Origin of the sequence: Sphingomonas sp. (assembly GCF_965248875.1) — a bacterium.
In the GTDB taxonomy this organism is placed as follows: domain Bacteria; phylum Pseudomonadota; class Alphaproteobacteria; order Sphingomonadales; family Sphingomonadaceae; genus Sphingomonas.
The window spans coordinates 798,050-810,533 of sequence record NZ_CBDFKR010000011.1; the positions used below are offsets into that span (position 1 = coordinate 798,050).

General features: G+C 70.2%; 17 protein-coding genes and 1 tRNA gene. 14 read left to right on the top strand and 4 right to left on the bottom strand.

What is annotated here, in order from left to right:
- Nucleotides 1-17: 17 nt before the first annotated feature.
- The 4 genes from ACP2AD_RS10840 to ACP2AD_RS10855 all read left to right on the top strand — a co-directional run bounded on the left by ACP2AD_RS10840 (nt 18) and on the right by ACP2AD_RS10855 (nt 2,994).
- Nucleotides 18-350 carry a response regulator transcription factor gene (locus ACP2AD_RS10840; RefSeq protein WP_425230066.1) on the top strand — a complete coding sequence of 111 codons (333 nt, stop codon included), beginning with the start codon at nt 18-20 and terminating at the stop codon, nt 348-350.
- A gap of 93 nt (nt 351-443) precedes the next feature.
- Nucleotides 444-965: a DUF4199 domain-containing protein gene (locus ACP2AD_RS10845; protein ID WP_425230067.1), complete on the top strand. Its 522-nt coding sequence runs from the start codon at nt 444-446 to the stop codon at nt 963-965.
- Nucleotides 966-1,018: 53 nt separating this feature from the next.
- Nucleotides 1,019-1,819 (top strand): energy transducer TonB, encoded by an 801-nt coding sequence (locus ACP2AD_RS10850; RefSeq protein ID WP_425230068.1) that lies wholly within the window; start codon nt 1,019-1,021, stop codon nt 1,817-1,819.
- A gap of 38 nt (nt 1,820-1,857) precedes the next feature.
- The gene (locus ACP2AD_RS10855) at nt 1,858-2,994 is read left to right on the top strand and encodes a glycosyltransferase family 4 protein (RefSeq protein ID WP_425230069.1); all 1,137 of its coding nucleotides are present in this window, start codon (nt 1,858-1,860) and stop codon (nt 2,992-2,994) included.
- A 19-nt stretch (nt 2,995-3,013) separates the two neighbouring features.
- On the opposite strand, the gene ACP2AD_RS10860 is transcribed toward ACP2AD_RS10855, so the two are convergent.
- Together ACP2AD_RS10860 and ACP2AD_RS10865 are read right to left on the bottom strand one after the other, a co-directional pair.
- Nucleotides 3,014-3,388 carry a DUF2218 domain-containing protein gene (locus ACP2AD_RS10860; protein ID WP_425230070.1) on the bottom strand — a complete coding sequence of 125 codons (375 nt, stop codon included), beginning with the start codon at nt 3,386-3,388 and terminating at the stop codon, nt 3,014-3,016.
- A gap of 2 nt (nt 3,389-3,390) precedes the next feature.
- Nucleotides 3,391-3,978 carry a PadR family transcriptional regulator gene (locus ACP2AD_RS10865; protein WP_425230071.1) on the bottom strand — a complete coding sequence of 196 codons (588 nt, stop codon included), beginning with the start codon at nt 3,976-3,978 and terminating at the stop codon, nt 3,391-3,393.
- Between the two features lie 164 nt (nt 3,979-4,142).
- Between ACP2AD_RS10865 and ACP2AD_RS10870 the strand changes: the two genes are divergently transcribed.
- From ACP2AD_RS10870 to ACP2AD_RS10880, 3 genes are read left to right on the top strand one after another with little or no spacing between them, the layout of a single operon-like run.
- On the top strand, nt 4,143-5,459 hold the full coding sequence (locus ACP2AD_RS10870; protein WP_425230072.1) for a replication-associated recombination protein A: 1,317 nt from the start codon (nt 4,143-4,145) through the stop codon (nt 5,457-5,459).
- Nucleotides 5,452-5,793 (top strand): MmcQ/YjbR family DNA-binding protein, encoded by a 342-nt coding sequence (locus ACP2AD_RS10875; RefSeq protein ID WP_425230073.1) that lies wholly within the window; start codon nt 5,452-5,454, stop codon nt 5,791-5,793. The genes ACP2AD_RS10870 and ACP2AD_RS10875 overlap by 8 nt, the downstream gene beginning before the upstream one ends.
- The gene (locus ACP2AD_RS10880) at nt 5,790-6,560 is read left to right on the top strand and encodes a YkgJ family cysteine cluster protein (RefSeq protein WP_425230074.1); all 771 of its coding nucleotides are present in this window, start codon (nt 5,790-5,792) and stop codon (nt 6,558-6,560) included. The genes ACP2AD_RS10875 and ACP2AD_RS10880 overlap by 4 nt, the downstream gene beginning before the upstream one ends.
- Before the next feature lie 16 nt (nt 6,561-6,576).
- Here the strand turns inward: ACP2AD_RS10880 and ACP2AD_RS10885 are convergent.
- Nucleotides 6,577-6,652: transfer RNA gene (locus ACP2AD_RS10885), tRNA-Thr, on the bottom strand.
- Between the two features lie 98 nt (nt 6,653-6,750).
- Here ACP2AD_RS10885 and ACP2AD_RS10890 point away from each other — a divergent pair.
- Genes ACP2AD_RS10890 through ACP2AD_RS10915 form a run of 6 tightly spaced genes read left to right on the top strand, consistent with a single transcriptional unit; the run spans nt 6,751 to nt 11,274 of the window.
- Nucleotides 6,751-7,452, top strand: coding sequence for an endonuclease/exonuclease/phosphatase family protein (locus tag ACP2AD_RS10890; RefSeq protein ID WP_425230075.1), 702 nt, complete (start codon nt 6,751-6,753; stop codon nt 7,450-7,452).
- A 1-nt stretch (nt 7,453) separates the two neighbouring features.
- Nucleotides 7,454-9,700, top strand: a complete 2,247-nt coding sequence (locus ACP2AD_RS10895; RefSeq protein WP_425230076.1) for a patatin-like protein — start codon at nt 7,454-7,456, stop codon at nt 9,698-9,700.
- A gap of 45 nt (nt 9,701-9,745) precedes the next feature.
- Entirely contained in the window at nt 9,746-10,057 is a 312-nt protein-coding gene (locus tag ACP2AD_RS10900) for a lipopolysaccharide assembly protein LapA domain-containing protein (protein WP_425230077.1), read from the top strand.
- 13 nt (nt 10,058-10,070) lie between these two features.
- Nucleotides 10,071-10,745, top strand: a complete 675-nt coding sequence (gene pyrF, locus ACP2AD_RS10905; protein ID WP_425230078.1) for an orotidine-5'-phosphate decarboxylase — start codon at nt 10,071-10,073, stop codon at nt 10,743-10,745.
- The gene (locus tag ACP2AD_RS10910) at nt 10,742-11,107 is read left to right on the top strand and encodes a hypothetical protein (protein WP_425230079.1); all 366 of its coding nucleotides are present in this window, start codon (nt 10,742-10,744) and stop codon (nt 11,105-11,107) included. The genes pyrF and ACP2AD_RS10910 overlap by 4 nt, the downstream gene beginning before the upstream one ends.
- Nucleotides 11,077-11,274 (top strand): hypothetical protein, encoded by a 198-nt coding sequence (locus tag ACP2AD_RS10915; RefSeq protein ID WP_425230080.1) that lies wholly within the window; start codon nt 11,077-11,079, stop codon nt 11,272-11,274. The genes ACP2AD_RS10910 and ACP2AD_RS10915 overlap by 31 nt, the downstream gene beginning before the upstream one ends.
- Here the strand turns inward: ACP2AD_RS10915 and ACP2AD_RS10920 are convergent.
- Nucleotides 11,255-11,809, bottom strand: coding sequence for a topology modulation protein (locus ACP2AD_RS10920; protein WP_425230081.1), 555 nt, complete (start codon nt 11,807-11,809; stop codon nt 11,255-11,257). The genes ACP2AD_RS10915 and ACP2AD_RS10920 overlap by 20 nt on opposite strands.
- Before the next feature lie 22 nt (nt 11,810-11,831).
- Between ACP2AD_RS10920 and ACP2AD_RS10925 the strand changes: the two genes are divergently transcribed.
- Nucleotides 11,832-12,470, top strand: coding sequence for a phosphoribosylanthranilate isomerase (locus ACP2AD_RS10925; protein WP_425230082.1), 639 nt, complete (start codon nt 11,832-11,834; stop codon nt 12,468-12,470).
- The last annotated feature ends 14 nt before the right edge of the window (nt 12,471-12,484 follow it).

Below are 12,484 nucleotides of genomic sequence, written 5' to 3' on the forward strand. Positions count from 1 at the left end.
GGCTCGATTGGCAAGCCGTGGCGCACCCAGTATCAACCGAGGTTTACGTCGCACTCGAAGCGCTCATCTTCCTCGCTCTGGGGCTTTGGGCCGGGTGGCGGCTGCAACGGCCAGTGCGGGCGACGGACGGCACCGAAGCAGCCGTTGCTGAGGCATTGGGCATCACCCCTCGTGAACGGGAGGTGCTGGACGCGCTGGCGCGGGGGCTGTCGACCAAGGCGATCGCGCGCGCGCTCGGTTGCTCGCCCAACACGGTCAAAACGCACACCGCGCGGCTGTTCGCCAAGCTGCCTGCGGCCAACCGTACGGAGGCCGCGGCCAAGGCGCGGGCGCTCGGCCTGGTGCCATGATCCACAGGTAGACCGCCCGATCACCCGTCTGGGTGATTGTTTCCCCCGCCCGGTAGCGCCTTACTGGCGGCGTTCACGACTCGGAGAGACACCATGGGCAAGACCATTCTGACCACCGGCCTCGCCGCGGGGCTGATCGCGGGCGGGTTCTGCTCGCTCTTCGCGCTGACGCTCAGCCACGCCATCCCGACCTCCGCGGCGATGGTGATCGGCTATCTGACGATGCTGGTCGCGCTGTCGCTGATCGGCGTTGCGGTGAAGCGCGAGCGCGACGCGCGCGGCGCGATCGGCTTCTGGCGCGCATTCGGCATGGGGCTGGCGATCACGGTGGTGGCCAGCGTGCTCTACGCGCTGTGCTGGGAAGCGACGCTCGCGTACATGGGCGGGCCGGACACGTTCATCGACGGCTATGCCGCCGGCCTCAGGCGGCATGGCGGCGACCCGGACGCGCTGGCGCAGATGGAAGCGATGCGGCTCAACTACCGCCACCTCTGGTTCCGGCTGCCGATCACGATGACGGAGATCCTGCCGGCCGGCGTGCTGGTGTCGCTGGTCGCCGCGGCGCTGCTGCGCAACCCGCGCTTTATGCCGGCGACGCGGACGGCCGCCAGTTGACGGCAGGCGGGCGGCGCAGCAGCATCGCCCCCGCAAGAGAGTAAGGTCGCGCGATGAAGGTAATGGCGGCGCTCTGCGCCTTGGCGACGTTCCTCACCGGGGCGGCGGATACGCCACCGTCGCCCATGCTGGAGCCGAACGGGCCCTGGGTGGTCGAAGGTAGCGAAGGGCTGTGCGTCCTCACCCGCTCCTACGGACCGGACGCCGCCAAGATTACGGTCGGGCTGCAGCCGATGTTCAGCTTTCCGATGATGGAGCTGTTCATCATTACGCCGGATCGCCTCACCGGTCGGCGCGCGGGAAACGCGACGCTCTCCCTTGGCGGCGCACCACTGCGCGGCGAATATATCTCGGTCGATATGGCCGCAGGTCGGCGCTTCACGCGCATCCAGCTCGCCGCGACCGCGATGGAGCAGATCAAGGCGGCGCAGACGATGACGGTGACCGCCCGGCCGGTGAGCATCACCGTTCATCTTGTCAGGACAGCAGCGGGGGCGACGGCGCTCGATCGTTGCGAGCGACAGCTTCTCCAATCATGGCAGGTCGATCCCGACGCGATGACACCCGAACGCGCGCCCACACCACTTAACCCCGAGCAGCGTTTCACCCCCGAGCGTTATCCTCAGGAAGCACTGGCGCAAGGCCTTCAGGGCCGCGTGATCGCGGTGGTTCAGGTCGGCGCCGACGGCATCGCAAACGGCTGTCACGTCGTTGCATCGGCGGGACAGACGCTCGATGACGCGACCTGCATCAATGCTCGGCGCGTGCGCTTTAGGCCGGGCAAGGACGCCACGGGCCACGCCACGCCGTCGATCTATCTGCTACCCGTCCGCTGGGTGCTGCCCTTCGGCTGATAGCCAAGCAGGCACCGTCTCGCTAACAGCCCGGGCTTATGCTCGCCTCCGATCTGCGTGTCGCGCTCTTCAGCGGCAACTACAACTACACGCGCGACGGGCCCACCCAGGCGTTGAACCTGCTCGTCGGCCATCTGCTGGATCAGGGCGCGGCGGTGCGCGTCTACGCGCCGACCACCGAAACGCCCGCCTTTGCGCCGACGGGCGATCTAGTCAGCGTGCCATCCTTCGCCATTCCCGGCGAGCGCGGCGAATACCGGCTGGCGCGCGGCCTGCCGGCGGCGACGCGGCGCGACCTGGAGGCGTTCGCGCCCAACATCCTCCACCTCTCCGCGCCGGATTTTCTCGGCTACAGCGCGGTGCGCTGGGCGCGGCGGCGCGGCATTCCCCGCGTGGCGTCGCTGCACACGCGCTTTGAAACCTACCTGCGCTATTACCATGTCGGCTTCCTGGCGCCGGTGTTCATCGGCATCCAGCGCCGCTTCTACAATCGCGTCGATTGCGTGATGCCGCCGGGCGAGTCGATGGCGGCGGTCATCCGCGGCTGGGGCGTGACGACGCCGACGCGCATCTGGTCGCGCGGGATCGACCATGACCGCTTCCGCCCCGACCGCCGCGATCTCGCCTGGCGCCGGTCGCTGGGGATCGCCGACGACGAGTTGGCGATCGGCTTTCTCGGCCGGCTGGTGAAGGAAAAGGGGCTCGACGTCTTCGTCGAGGTGCTCGCCGAACTGCGCGCGCGCGGCGTGCCCCACCGCGCGCTGATCGTCGGCGAGGGGCCGGCGCGGGACTGGTTCCAGCAACAGGTGCCCGAAGCGGTGTTCGCCGGTTTCCAGTCGGGCGACGACCTGGGCCGCGCGGTGGCGAGCATGGACGTGTTCTTCAACCCCAGCGTAACGGAGACCTTCGGCAACGTCACGCTGGAGGCGATGGCGGCTGGCGTCCCGGTCGTCGCCGCCCGCGCAACGGGCGCGATCGACCTGGTCGACGAGGGCGAGACCGGGTTCCTGGTGCCCCCGCGCGACTGCGCCGCCTATGCCGATGCGATCGGGCGGATACAGGCGGACCCGGCCCTGCACGCGCGGCTCGGTGCGGCCGGCCACCGCAAGGCAGGGGCGTACCGGTGGGAGGCGGTCAACCAGCGGGTCGTGGAGACCTATCTCGCGGTCGCTTAGAACGCCTAGCCCGCCAGCGCTAAGCCGCGCGCCAGTCGAACGTCAGCGGCGCCTCGCGAAAGGCGAAACGATCCAGATGCCGCGCCACCGCCCCCTCGAGCCCCTCGAGCTGGGCGGGCGAGGTCGCGTCGATCCGCACCACCAGCGCCTCGGCGGTCGCATCGAACGTCGCCAGCCCGTCGCCGGGGTGTTCGGCACCGCGCGCGTTCTTCGGGAACACGACGCGGCCGTGCCCGGGAGTAAAGGCCACCGCCATGTTGTGCGACCAGTGTTTGCACAGCTGCTGCAGATAGCGGCTAGCCGACCCGGTCGGGACACTGGCGGTGGCGCTGTAGGTGGTAATGGGTTTTCCTGTCTCGGCCGTCAGGCGGTGGGACGACGCGCCAAGCCGCATCGTCAGCGCAGCCGCTCGATCTTCTGTGCGACCTCGTCGATCAGCGCCGCGACGTCGTGCAGCGTGTCCTCGGAGAACTCGCCCTGCCCGACGCGGTTGCTGACCGCATGCCGCAGGTTGCGCATGGCGCGGACGATCGGTCCGCCCTCGGTGCGCTGGCGATGTGCGCCAAGCTCAGTCAGCCGCGCGATCAGCGCGTCGACCTCCGCCTGCTTCTCGGTCAGATGCGCGCGGCCCGAATCGGTTGCGGCAAAGCGCTTCTTGGCGCCCTCCGCCTGCTGCTCCTCGATCAGCCCCATCTCGTCGAGCAGGGTGAGCGTCGGATAGACCACCCCCGGCGACGGCGCATAGGCTCCGCCGGTAAGCTCCTCGATCTCACGGATCAGGTCATAGCCGTGGCGCGGGCTGTCGGCGATCAGCTTGAGCAGCACGAGCCGCAGCTCGCCGCCGTCGAACATCCGTCGGCCGCGACCGCGGCCCTCGCCGCGCTGTGCTTCGTCCCACCGGCTCGCGAAGCGCGCGGCGAATTGTTCCCAGTGGTCGCGCCGCCCGCGCGATCCGCAACCACGATTGTGCATGGTGAAGTACATTTGTGTTCCTTTGTGTAGCATGATGGAGCTAAGATATATCTTCTTATTCCATCGTCAAGAGTGGTCTGAAATATATCTCGGGCGGTGGGGCACCGCTAGATCGCGCTTCGGCTCGGGGCCACGCGGGGGTGGAAAGGCGACAGCCACGGGCCTAGCTTGCCGAGGTGCCCGACCTGTTCGCCGCCCTCGACCCGCCCCCCGCCCCGTCCGCCCCATCAGCGGACGCGCCGCTGGCGGAGCGGCTCCGCCCGCAGCGGCTCGGCGACGTCGTCGGCCAGGAGCACCTGACTGGCCCCGACGGCGCGATCGGGCGGATGGTCGCCGCCGGCCGCCTGTCGTCGCTGATCCTGTGGGGACCTCCCGGCACCGGCAAGACCACCATCGCGCGCCTTCTGGCCGAGGCGGTCGGGCTGCGCTTCGTGCCGATCTCCGCCGTCTTCTCGGGCGTCGCCGACCTGAAGAAGGTGTTTGCGGATGCGCGCGAGCACGCCCGGATCGGCCAGAAGACGCTGCTGTTCGTGGACGAGATCCACCGCTTCAACCGCGCGCAGCAGGACGGCTTCCTGCCCTTCGTCGAGGACGGCACGGTGACGCTGGTCGGCGCGACAACCGAGAATCCCAGTTTCGAACTCAACGCCGCGCTGCTCAGCCGCGCGCAGGTGCTGGTGCTGCGCCGCCTCGATCACGCCGCGCTCGACCGATTGCTCGCGCGCGCGGAAGCGGTCACCGGGCGACTCCCGGTTGACCCGGCGGCGCGCGATGCGCTGATCGCGAGCGCCGACGGCGACGGGCGCTTCCTGCTCAACCAGGCGGAAACACTGTATGCCGCCGGCTTGGCCGCGCCCCTCGACCCGGCGGGGCTTGGCGAGTTCCTGCAGCGCCGCGTCGCGGTCTACGACAAGGATCGCGAGGGTCATTACGGCGTCATCTCCGCGCTCCACAAGTCGATCCGCGGCTCCGATCCGCAGGCGGCGCTCTATTACCTCGCGCGGATGCTGACCGCGGGCGAAGAGCCGCTGTACGTGCTCCGCCGCCTGACCCGCGCGGCGGTCGAGGACATCGGCCTCGCCGACCCGCAGGCGCTCGTCCAGTGCCTCGCCGCCAAAGACGCCTATGATTTCCTTGGCAGTCCCGAAGGCGAACTGGCGATCGCGCAGGCATGCCTCTACCTCGCCACCGCGCCCAAATCGAACCGCGTCTACCTGGCGCAGAAGGCTGCATGGGCATCGGCGAAGGAGAATGGCTCGCTGTCCCCGCCCAAGCATATCCTTGGTGCGCCGACCCGGCTGATGCGCGACCTCGGCTACGGCAGGGGGTATCAGTACGATCATGACGCGCCCGACAGCTTTTCCGGCGCGGATTACTGGCCCGAGGAGATGACGCCGCAGACCTATTACGAACCCAGCGACCGCGGGTTCGAGGCGCACGTTGCCGAGCGGATGGCGCGCTGGACGGTGCTGCGGGACGAGCGCGATGGATAGCTGGGATGACGCCGCCGCGTTCGCGCTGACGCTGCCCGCGACCGCACTGTCGACCAGCTACCGCCAGCCCGCGATCAAGGTCGACGGCAAGGCGTTCGTCTCGACCGGGCGCGAACCAGGCAGCTTTCACGTCCGCAGCCCGCACGATGAGAAGGCGGTACTGATGGAGACCGACCCCGCAACATTCTGGCAGACCGCGCACTACGCCAACTGGCCGGGGCTGCTGATCCGGTTCGGCAACGCCGACCCGGATCGCGTCAGACTGGTCGTCACCCGCGCCTGGTGGGACGCGGCGAAGCCGGCAACGCGACGTGAGCTCGGCGCCCGCCCGTGACCCCGCCCGCGCGCCCAGCTCCTCGTACCGTCCACCTGTCGGTCGATCCCGCGCTCCACCGCGACCTCGTCACCGCCACCGTCGACCTGACCGCGGGCGGCGAGCCGTTGCGGCTGTCGATCACGATCCCGGCGGGGCGGGTCACCGCGGAAGACCTGCTCCCCGTCCTGCAGGAATTGAGCAGCCTGTTCTCGCGTCGCGGCGAGGCGGCGGTCGCACGCGCGGGCAAGGCGATCTCCTGCTGCGCAGGCTGCGGCGCCTGTTGCCGCCAGATGGTGCCGGTCGCAGGCGCGGAGGCGCGGCAGCTGGCGCGGTTGGTCGCGGCGATGCCCGAGCCGAGACGCAGCGCCGTGCGCGCCCGCTTCGCCGCCGCCCTCGCCACGCTCGACGCGGCCGGGCTGCTCGCGCGGATCGAGGATGCGGGCACGATCACCGCGGCGGATCAGGGTATGGCCTATTTCCGCCTCGGCATCCCGTGCCCGTTTCTGGAGGACGAGGCGTGCTCGATCCATCCCGACCGGCCCCTCGGCTGCCGCGAATATCTGGTAACCTCGCCGCCCGCCAAATGCGCCGATACCGACGCGCGCGCGATCGACCGGGTGCCGGTCGCCTGGCAGGTCTCCCACTCGCTGATCGCGACGCCCGCGGGCGAAGGCTGGATGCCGCTGGTGCTGGCGCTGCGCTGGGCCGGGCGCGCCGGACCGGCGAAGAAGCAGCTGGGACCAGAGTTGCTCGCCGCGATCTTCGCCGCCGCCTCCCCTGCCTGACCGGCAAGCGAAGCGGTGGTGCCGGTTGCAGGAATCGAACCCGCGACCTTCGGTTTACAAAACCGCTGCTCTACCAGCTGAGCTAAACCGGCGCGGGTCCGCCTTGCGGGAGGTCGGCTGAAAAAGCCAGCGCCTCCTTTGCCCGCCCCTTGCGCAACCACCCTCGTTCCCGCAGCGTTACGAACCGGGGATGCTGAAGGTCGCGAGCTACAACATGCGCAAGGGCGTCGGGCTCGACCGGAGGCGGTCGCCCGAGCGCATCCTCGACGTGCTGTGCGAGATCGGCGCGGATGTGATCGCGCTGCAGGAGGCGGACCGCCGCTTTGGGGCGCGCACGGGGGTCATTCCCCCCCACCTGCTCGACGAGCGCAGCGACTGGAAGGCGGTCGACTTCGGGATGCGCGCGGCGTCGATGGGGTGGCACGGCAACGCCATACTGGTGCGCAAGGACGCGACGATCAGCTGGCGCGCGCCGATCCACCTGCCGGCGCTGGAGCCGCGCGGGGCGGTGACGGCGGACGTAACCCTCCTTTCGGGCGAGCGGCTCCGGGTGGTGGGCATGCATCTCGACCTGTCGGGGCTGTGGCGGCGGCGGCAGGCCGCGGCGGTGATGGCGCATGTCGACGCCGCGCCCGAACGCTGGCCGACGGTACTGATGGGCGACCTCAACGAATGGAGCGCCGCCGCAGGATGCCTCAAGGACTTCGCGCGCCATTACCGCTTCGCCGCAACCGGTCCGTCCTTTCATGCGCGGCGGCCGGTCGGGCGGCTCGATCGGATCATGGTCTCGCCCGACCTTCAGGTGACCGACTGCGGGGTCCATATGAGCGCCGCAGCGCGCAAGGCGTCCGATCATTTGCCGATCTGGGCCAACCTGGAGGCCGTCGGCTAAGGTGCGCGAGACTGAACTCCGCCTCGCCCTGGTCTGCTATGGCGGCGTCAGCCTGGCCGTTTACATGCACGGCATCACCAAGGAGGTGTGGCGCCTCGCCGCCGCCAGCCGTGCGCGCCACGACGGCGCCACGCCCGCCGCCGGTAGCCAGGGCGTCTACCACGCGCTGCTCGACGCGCTGGAGGAGCATGCGGGCGTCCGCCTCCGCGTCCTTCCCGACATCGTCGCCGGCGCCTCGGCGGGCGGGATCAACGGCATCTTCCTCGCCCAAGCGATCGCGACCGGGCAAAGCCTCGACCCGCTGACCGACCTGTGGCTCGCCAGCGCGGATGTCGAGGCGCTGATCGGCCCCGACGCGGCGCCCGGCTCACGGTTCAGCAAGATGTGGGCGAGGCCGATCGCGTGGATGGCGGCGGGGCGCAGCGCCGACAAGCTCCACGAACTCGACGACGCGACGCAGGCGGAGGTCAAGGCGAAGCTGTCGCATCTGGTGCGCTCGCGCTGGTTCGAGCCGCCTTTTTCGGGCGCGGGCTTCACCGGGCTGCTCCTCGACGCACTCGAGGCCATGGCGTCATCGCCGCGGGGCCCGCGCCTGCTGCCCGCCGGCCAGCCGCTCGACCTGTTCGTCACCGTCACCGATTTCGGCGGCCATCCCGAGCGGCTGACGCTCAACTCCCCGCCCGAAGTGGTCGAAACCGAGCATCGTGTGGTAGTGGCATTCACCGATGGCGGCGCGGCGGTGGAGACGCTGGCGGCGATCCCCGAACTCGCCTTCGCGGCGCGCGCGACGTCCAGCTTCCCCGGCGCGTTCCCGCCCTTCACCGTGGGCGAGCTGGATGCCGTACTGAAGCAGCGCCGCCGCGCCTGGCCCGGCCGCCGCGCCTTTCTCGACCGCGTCCTGCCGCGCCAGGCGGCGGCGGGCGCGGCCGACAAAGCGGTGCTGATCGACGGCTCTGTCCTCGCCAACGCGCCGTTCCGCCCCGCGATCGAGGCGCTGCGGCGACGTCCCGCCCGGCGCGCGGTCGACCGTCGCTTCGTCTATGTCGACCCCTCGCCCGGCACCAAGATCCACCTGAGCGCGAGCGACGCGCAGCCCGGCTGGTTCCAGACCATCCTTGGCGCGCTCAGCGACCTGCCGCGCCAGCAGCCGATCCGCGACAATCTGGAGGCGATCGCCGCGCGTTCGGCGCATACCGAGCGGCTGCGGGGCATCGTAACCGCGATCCGGCCGACCGTAGAGGCGGAGGTGGAGGCGCTGCTCGGTCCCGAGCTGGACAGCAAGCGACCTACCCCCGACCGCCTCAAGGGCTGGCGCAACCGCGCGCATGAAGCGGCGGTGGCGAACGCCGGCTACGCCCATGCCGCCTATCTCCACCTCAAGATCGCCGGCATCCTCGACACGCTGGGCGAGCTGGTCGCCGCAACCAGCAGCCGCCGCTCCGCCGCGACGGTCGCCGCGGCGCTCGACGAGGCGCTGGTCGACGGGCTGGAGGGGGAAGCATGCATCCCGTTCCTCCGCGCCTTCGACTTTGGGTATCGCGTCCGCCGCCTCCGCCTGCTCGCCCGCGGCCTGGCAGCGCTGGAGGGCGAAGCCGAGGGCGACGAGGCGGCGCTCGCCCCGGTGCGCGATGCAATATACGCCGCGCTGGCCAGCTACCTCGACCGCCGCCGCCCCGACGCGCACCCGGCGATCCGATCGCTCGCCCGGACCGGCCGGCCCGATTGGCGGGGGATCGCCGACGCGCTGGAGACGTCGCTCGACCTGAAGCGGCTCGACGACGACACCGATGCGGCGCTGGCGGTGGCGCTCGCGCAGCTGGCAATGCCGCAGCGCCGGCCGCTGCTGCTAACCTATCTAGGCTTTCCCTGGTTCGACGTCGCGACGCTGCCGCTGTTGGGCGGCGAGGGGCTGGACGAGTTCGACGCGATCAAGGTCGACCGCATCTCCCCCGACGACGCTGCCGCGATCCGTTCAGGTGGCGCCGAGGCGACGCTGAAAGGCATCCAGTTCAACAATTTCGGCGCCTTCTTCAGCCGCGCCTATCGCGAGAACGATTATTTGTGGGGCCGCCTCCACGGCGCCGAGCGGCTGATCGACATCACCGTCTCGACCGCGCCCAAGCGCCTGCCGCCGGGCCGCATCGCCGCGCTGAAGCGGCGCGCGTTCCTGGCGATCCTGGACGAGGAGGCACCGCGGCTGACCGCCGTCCCAGCGCTGATCGCAAGCCTGCGCACCGAGATCGGATAGCAAGGCGGGCTGGCCATGGCATGCCGGCCCCGCTAGCCTCCCCCCATGCGGTTCCTGCGGTATCTGTTCCTGTTCCTCGCCGCCTTTGTCGCGGCGCTGTTCACCTACGGCAACTGGACGCGGGTCGGCATCAACCTGTGGAGCGGGCTGGTCGCGGATGTGAACCTGCCCTTCCTGCTCCTCGTCACCTTTCTCGCCGGCTTCATGCCGATGTGGATCTACCATCTGACCGCGCGTTGGCGGTTGCGGCAGCGGCTCCAGACCACCGAGCGCACGGTGGAGGCGCTGCGCGTAAGCCTGCCCGCGTCCGAACCGGTGGTGGTCCCGGCAGCTGCCGACGTCGCCGCCCTCCCATGACCAGCCGCATCCCATGACCTCCCGTATTTACGTTGCGCTCGACACGCCCGACATCGGCCGCGCCCGGGACATCGCCACCAGGGTCCGCCATCATGTCGGCGGCCTCAAGCTGGGGCTGGAGTTCTTCGCCGCCAACGGCGCGGCCGGTGTGCGGGAGATGGCGCATCTCGGCCTGCCGATCTTCCTCGACCTGAAGCTCCACGACATCCCCAACACCGTCGCCAAGGCGGTACAGGCGCTGCATACGCTCGAACCGGCGATCCTTACCGTCCATGCGGCAGGTGGCCGCTCGATGCTGGAGGACGCCAAGGCCGCCGCGCCGCCGCACACCAAGGTGGTCGGCGTCACCATGCTGACCAGCCTCGACGCGCAGGACCTGGCCGCAACCGGCATCGCGGACAGCGCGCACGATCAGGTGGAGCGGCTGACCGACCTTGCGTGCGAGGCGGGGCTGGACGGCATCGTCTGCTCGGGCGTGGAGGTCGCCGCGGCCAGGGCGCGCTGGCCCAAAGGCTTTCTTGTCGTCCCCGGCGTCCGCCCGGCGGATGGGCACGCCGGCGATCAGAAGCGCACGGTCACCCCGCGCGCCGCGCTCGACGCGGGCGCCTCGATCCTGGTGATCGGCCGCCCTATCACCCAGGCTGCCGATCCGGACACTGCCGCCCGCGCCATCGGAGCCACGTTATGACGGACACCGTCACGCTGCCGCAGGCGATGGCGGCACAGCGCGCACTCCGCCGCGAGCTTGACCTGCCCGACGAGCGCTTTCCACTGCCCGCCTTCATCGGCATGATCTCCGACGAGATCGAGCAACTCCGCGCCGCCGGCCATGACGACGGCTCGATCGCCGCATGGTCGCAGAGGCGAGCGGCGTTGAGCTCGACGCTGCGACCATGGCGCGCTTCTACGCCGCGCCGGAGGCACGACGCCGCGGCTGACCGGCACCGCACGCGCCCTCGCGCGTTCGGATCGCCATGGTGGAGCAGGCACAGGAAGATGGCGCCCGTCTCGTCGCCGATGTGCGCCGCGCGGCCGCCCTCCACAACCTGACCTGGGAGGCGCTGGTTCCCGACCAGTTCACCGTCGACGTCCGCGCCGAAGCGGCCGAAGAGCGGGCCTATTTCGCAATGGCCGCCGAAAAGGCGCGGCTTCGCGATCACATCTGCGCCACCTACGGCATCTCTGCGCGCGAGCTCGCTAGTCTGGCGATGCCGTAGCCGTTGCAAGTCCGCCGGCCGCCACTTGCCGCAGAAACGCCGCGCGCTGGGCGGTGGAGGTCAGCTGCACCAAGGGCACGCCGCTTGCCGCCAGCGCTGCGGCGATCACCGCCCGCCTCCGCCGTCTGAACGTCGCGATGTAGCGCAGGAATGCAAGGAATGCCCAGTCAAGCCGCTCCGGGCAGTCATCGGCCATATCAGGCCGCCCGCCGCGCCGATAGCGCCAGGCCCGCCGCAGCGCGCCTGTCAGGCAGGTGGAGGTCGGCAGGTCGATCCAGATCACAAGCGTGGCGCGCTGCAGGCGCGTAGCGAGGGTTGAACCGTAATTGCCGTCGATCACCCACTGGTCGGTCGCCACTAACTTGACATTCTCCGCGCGCCAAGCAGCCCTGTCGGCCTCGATCCAGCCGGCACGCCAGTACAGCCGATCCAGATGCGCCAGCGGCAAGCCCGTCGCGTGCGCGATCGCGGTCGCCAGCGTCGACTTGCCGCCGCCCGGCGACCCGATCACCGCGATGCGCTGTTGCTCGTCCATCGCGGCCGCCTATAGCGTCATCATGCGCGCCACCGCCAAAATCTGCGGCCTTTCAACGCCAGAAACGCTCGACGCGGCGATTGCCGGGGGAGCGAGCCATGTCGGCTTCGTTTTCTTTGCCCCGTCGCCGCGCGATCTCAGCTTCCGTCGCGCGGCGGAGCTGGCCGCGCGGGTTCCGGCGCACGTCGCCAAGGTCGGCGTGTTCGTCGATCCCGACGACGCGCTGCTTGACCAGGCGGTGGCGACTGCCCGGCTTGACGCCGTCCAGCTGCACCGCGTCGACCCGGCGCGTGCGGCGGCGATCCGCGGCCGGTTCGGCCTCGAGACCTGGGCGGGCGTGCCGGTCAAACTGCGTGCCGACCTGGATGCAGCGCGCGGCTTTGTCGGTGCGGTCAACCGGGTGCTGTACGACGCAAAGCCCCCGCCCGGGGCATCGCTGCCCGGCGGCATGGGCCTACGCTTCGACTGGACGCTGCTCGACGGCTTCGCTCATCCGCTGCCATGGATATTGTCGGGGGGGCTCGACGCCGACAGTGTCGGCGGGGCAATCGCGCGAACGGGCGCGACGCTGGTGGACGTGTCGTCGGGGGTCGAGATCACGCCCGGCATCAAGGACACCGGCCTGATTGAAGGGTTTCTGAAGGCGGTCGCTTCCGCCTGACGGATTGCGTAGAG

Coding starts and splice junctions, on each gene's coding strand:
- ACP2AD_RS10860 (WP_425230070.1), bottom strand. CDS start 3,388: ATGCGGCTTGGCGCGTCGTCCCACCGCCTGACGGCCGAGACAGGAAAA.
- ACP2AD_RS10890 (WP_425230075.1), top strand. CDS start 6,751: ATGCTGAAGGTCGCGAGCTACAACATGCGCAAGGGCGTCGGGCTCGAC.
- ACP2AD_RS10845 (WP_425230067.1), top strand. CDS start 444: ATGGGCAAGACCATTCTGACCACCGGCCTCGCCGCGGGGCTGATCGCG.
- ACP2AD_RS10855 (WP_425230069.1), top strand. CDS start 1,858: ATGCTCGCCTCCGATCTGCGTGTCGCGCTCTTCAGCGGCAACTACAAC.
- ACP2AD_RS10910 (WP_425230079.1), top strand. CDS start 10,742: ATGACGGACACCGTCACGCTGCCGCAGGCGATGGCGGCACAGCGCGCA.
- pyrF (WP_425230078.1), top strand. CDS start 10,071: ATGACCTCCCGTATTTACGTTGCGCTCGACACGCCCGACATCGGCCGC.
- ACP2AD_RS10865 (WP_425230071.1), bottom strand. CDS start 3,978: ATGTACTTCACCATGCACAATCGTGGTTGCGGATCGCGCGGGCGGCGC.
- ACP2AD_RS10875 (WP_425230073.1), top strand. CDS start 5,452: ATGGATAGCTGGGATGACGCCGCCGCGTTCGCGCTGACGCTGCCCGCG.
- ACP2AD_RS10920 (WP_425230081.1), bottom strand. CDS start 11,809: ATGGACGAGCAACAGCGCATCGCGGTGATCGGGTCGCCGGGCGGCGGC.
- ACP2AD_RS10850 (WP_425230068.1), top strand. CDS start 1,019: ATGAAGGTAATGGCGGCGCTCTGCGCCTTGGCGACGTTCCTCACCGGG.
- ACP2AD_RS10925 (WP_425230082.1), top strand. CDS start 11,832: ATGCGCGCCACCGCCAAAATCTGCGGCCTTTCAACGCCAGAAACGCTC.
- ACP2AD_RS10900 (WP_425230077.1), top strand. CDS start 9,746: ATGCGGTTCCTGCGGTATCTGTTCCTGTTCCTCGCCGCCTTTGTCGCG.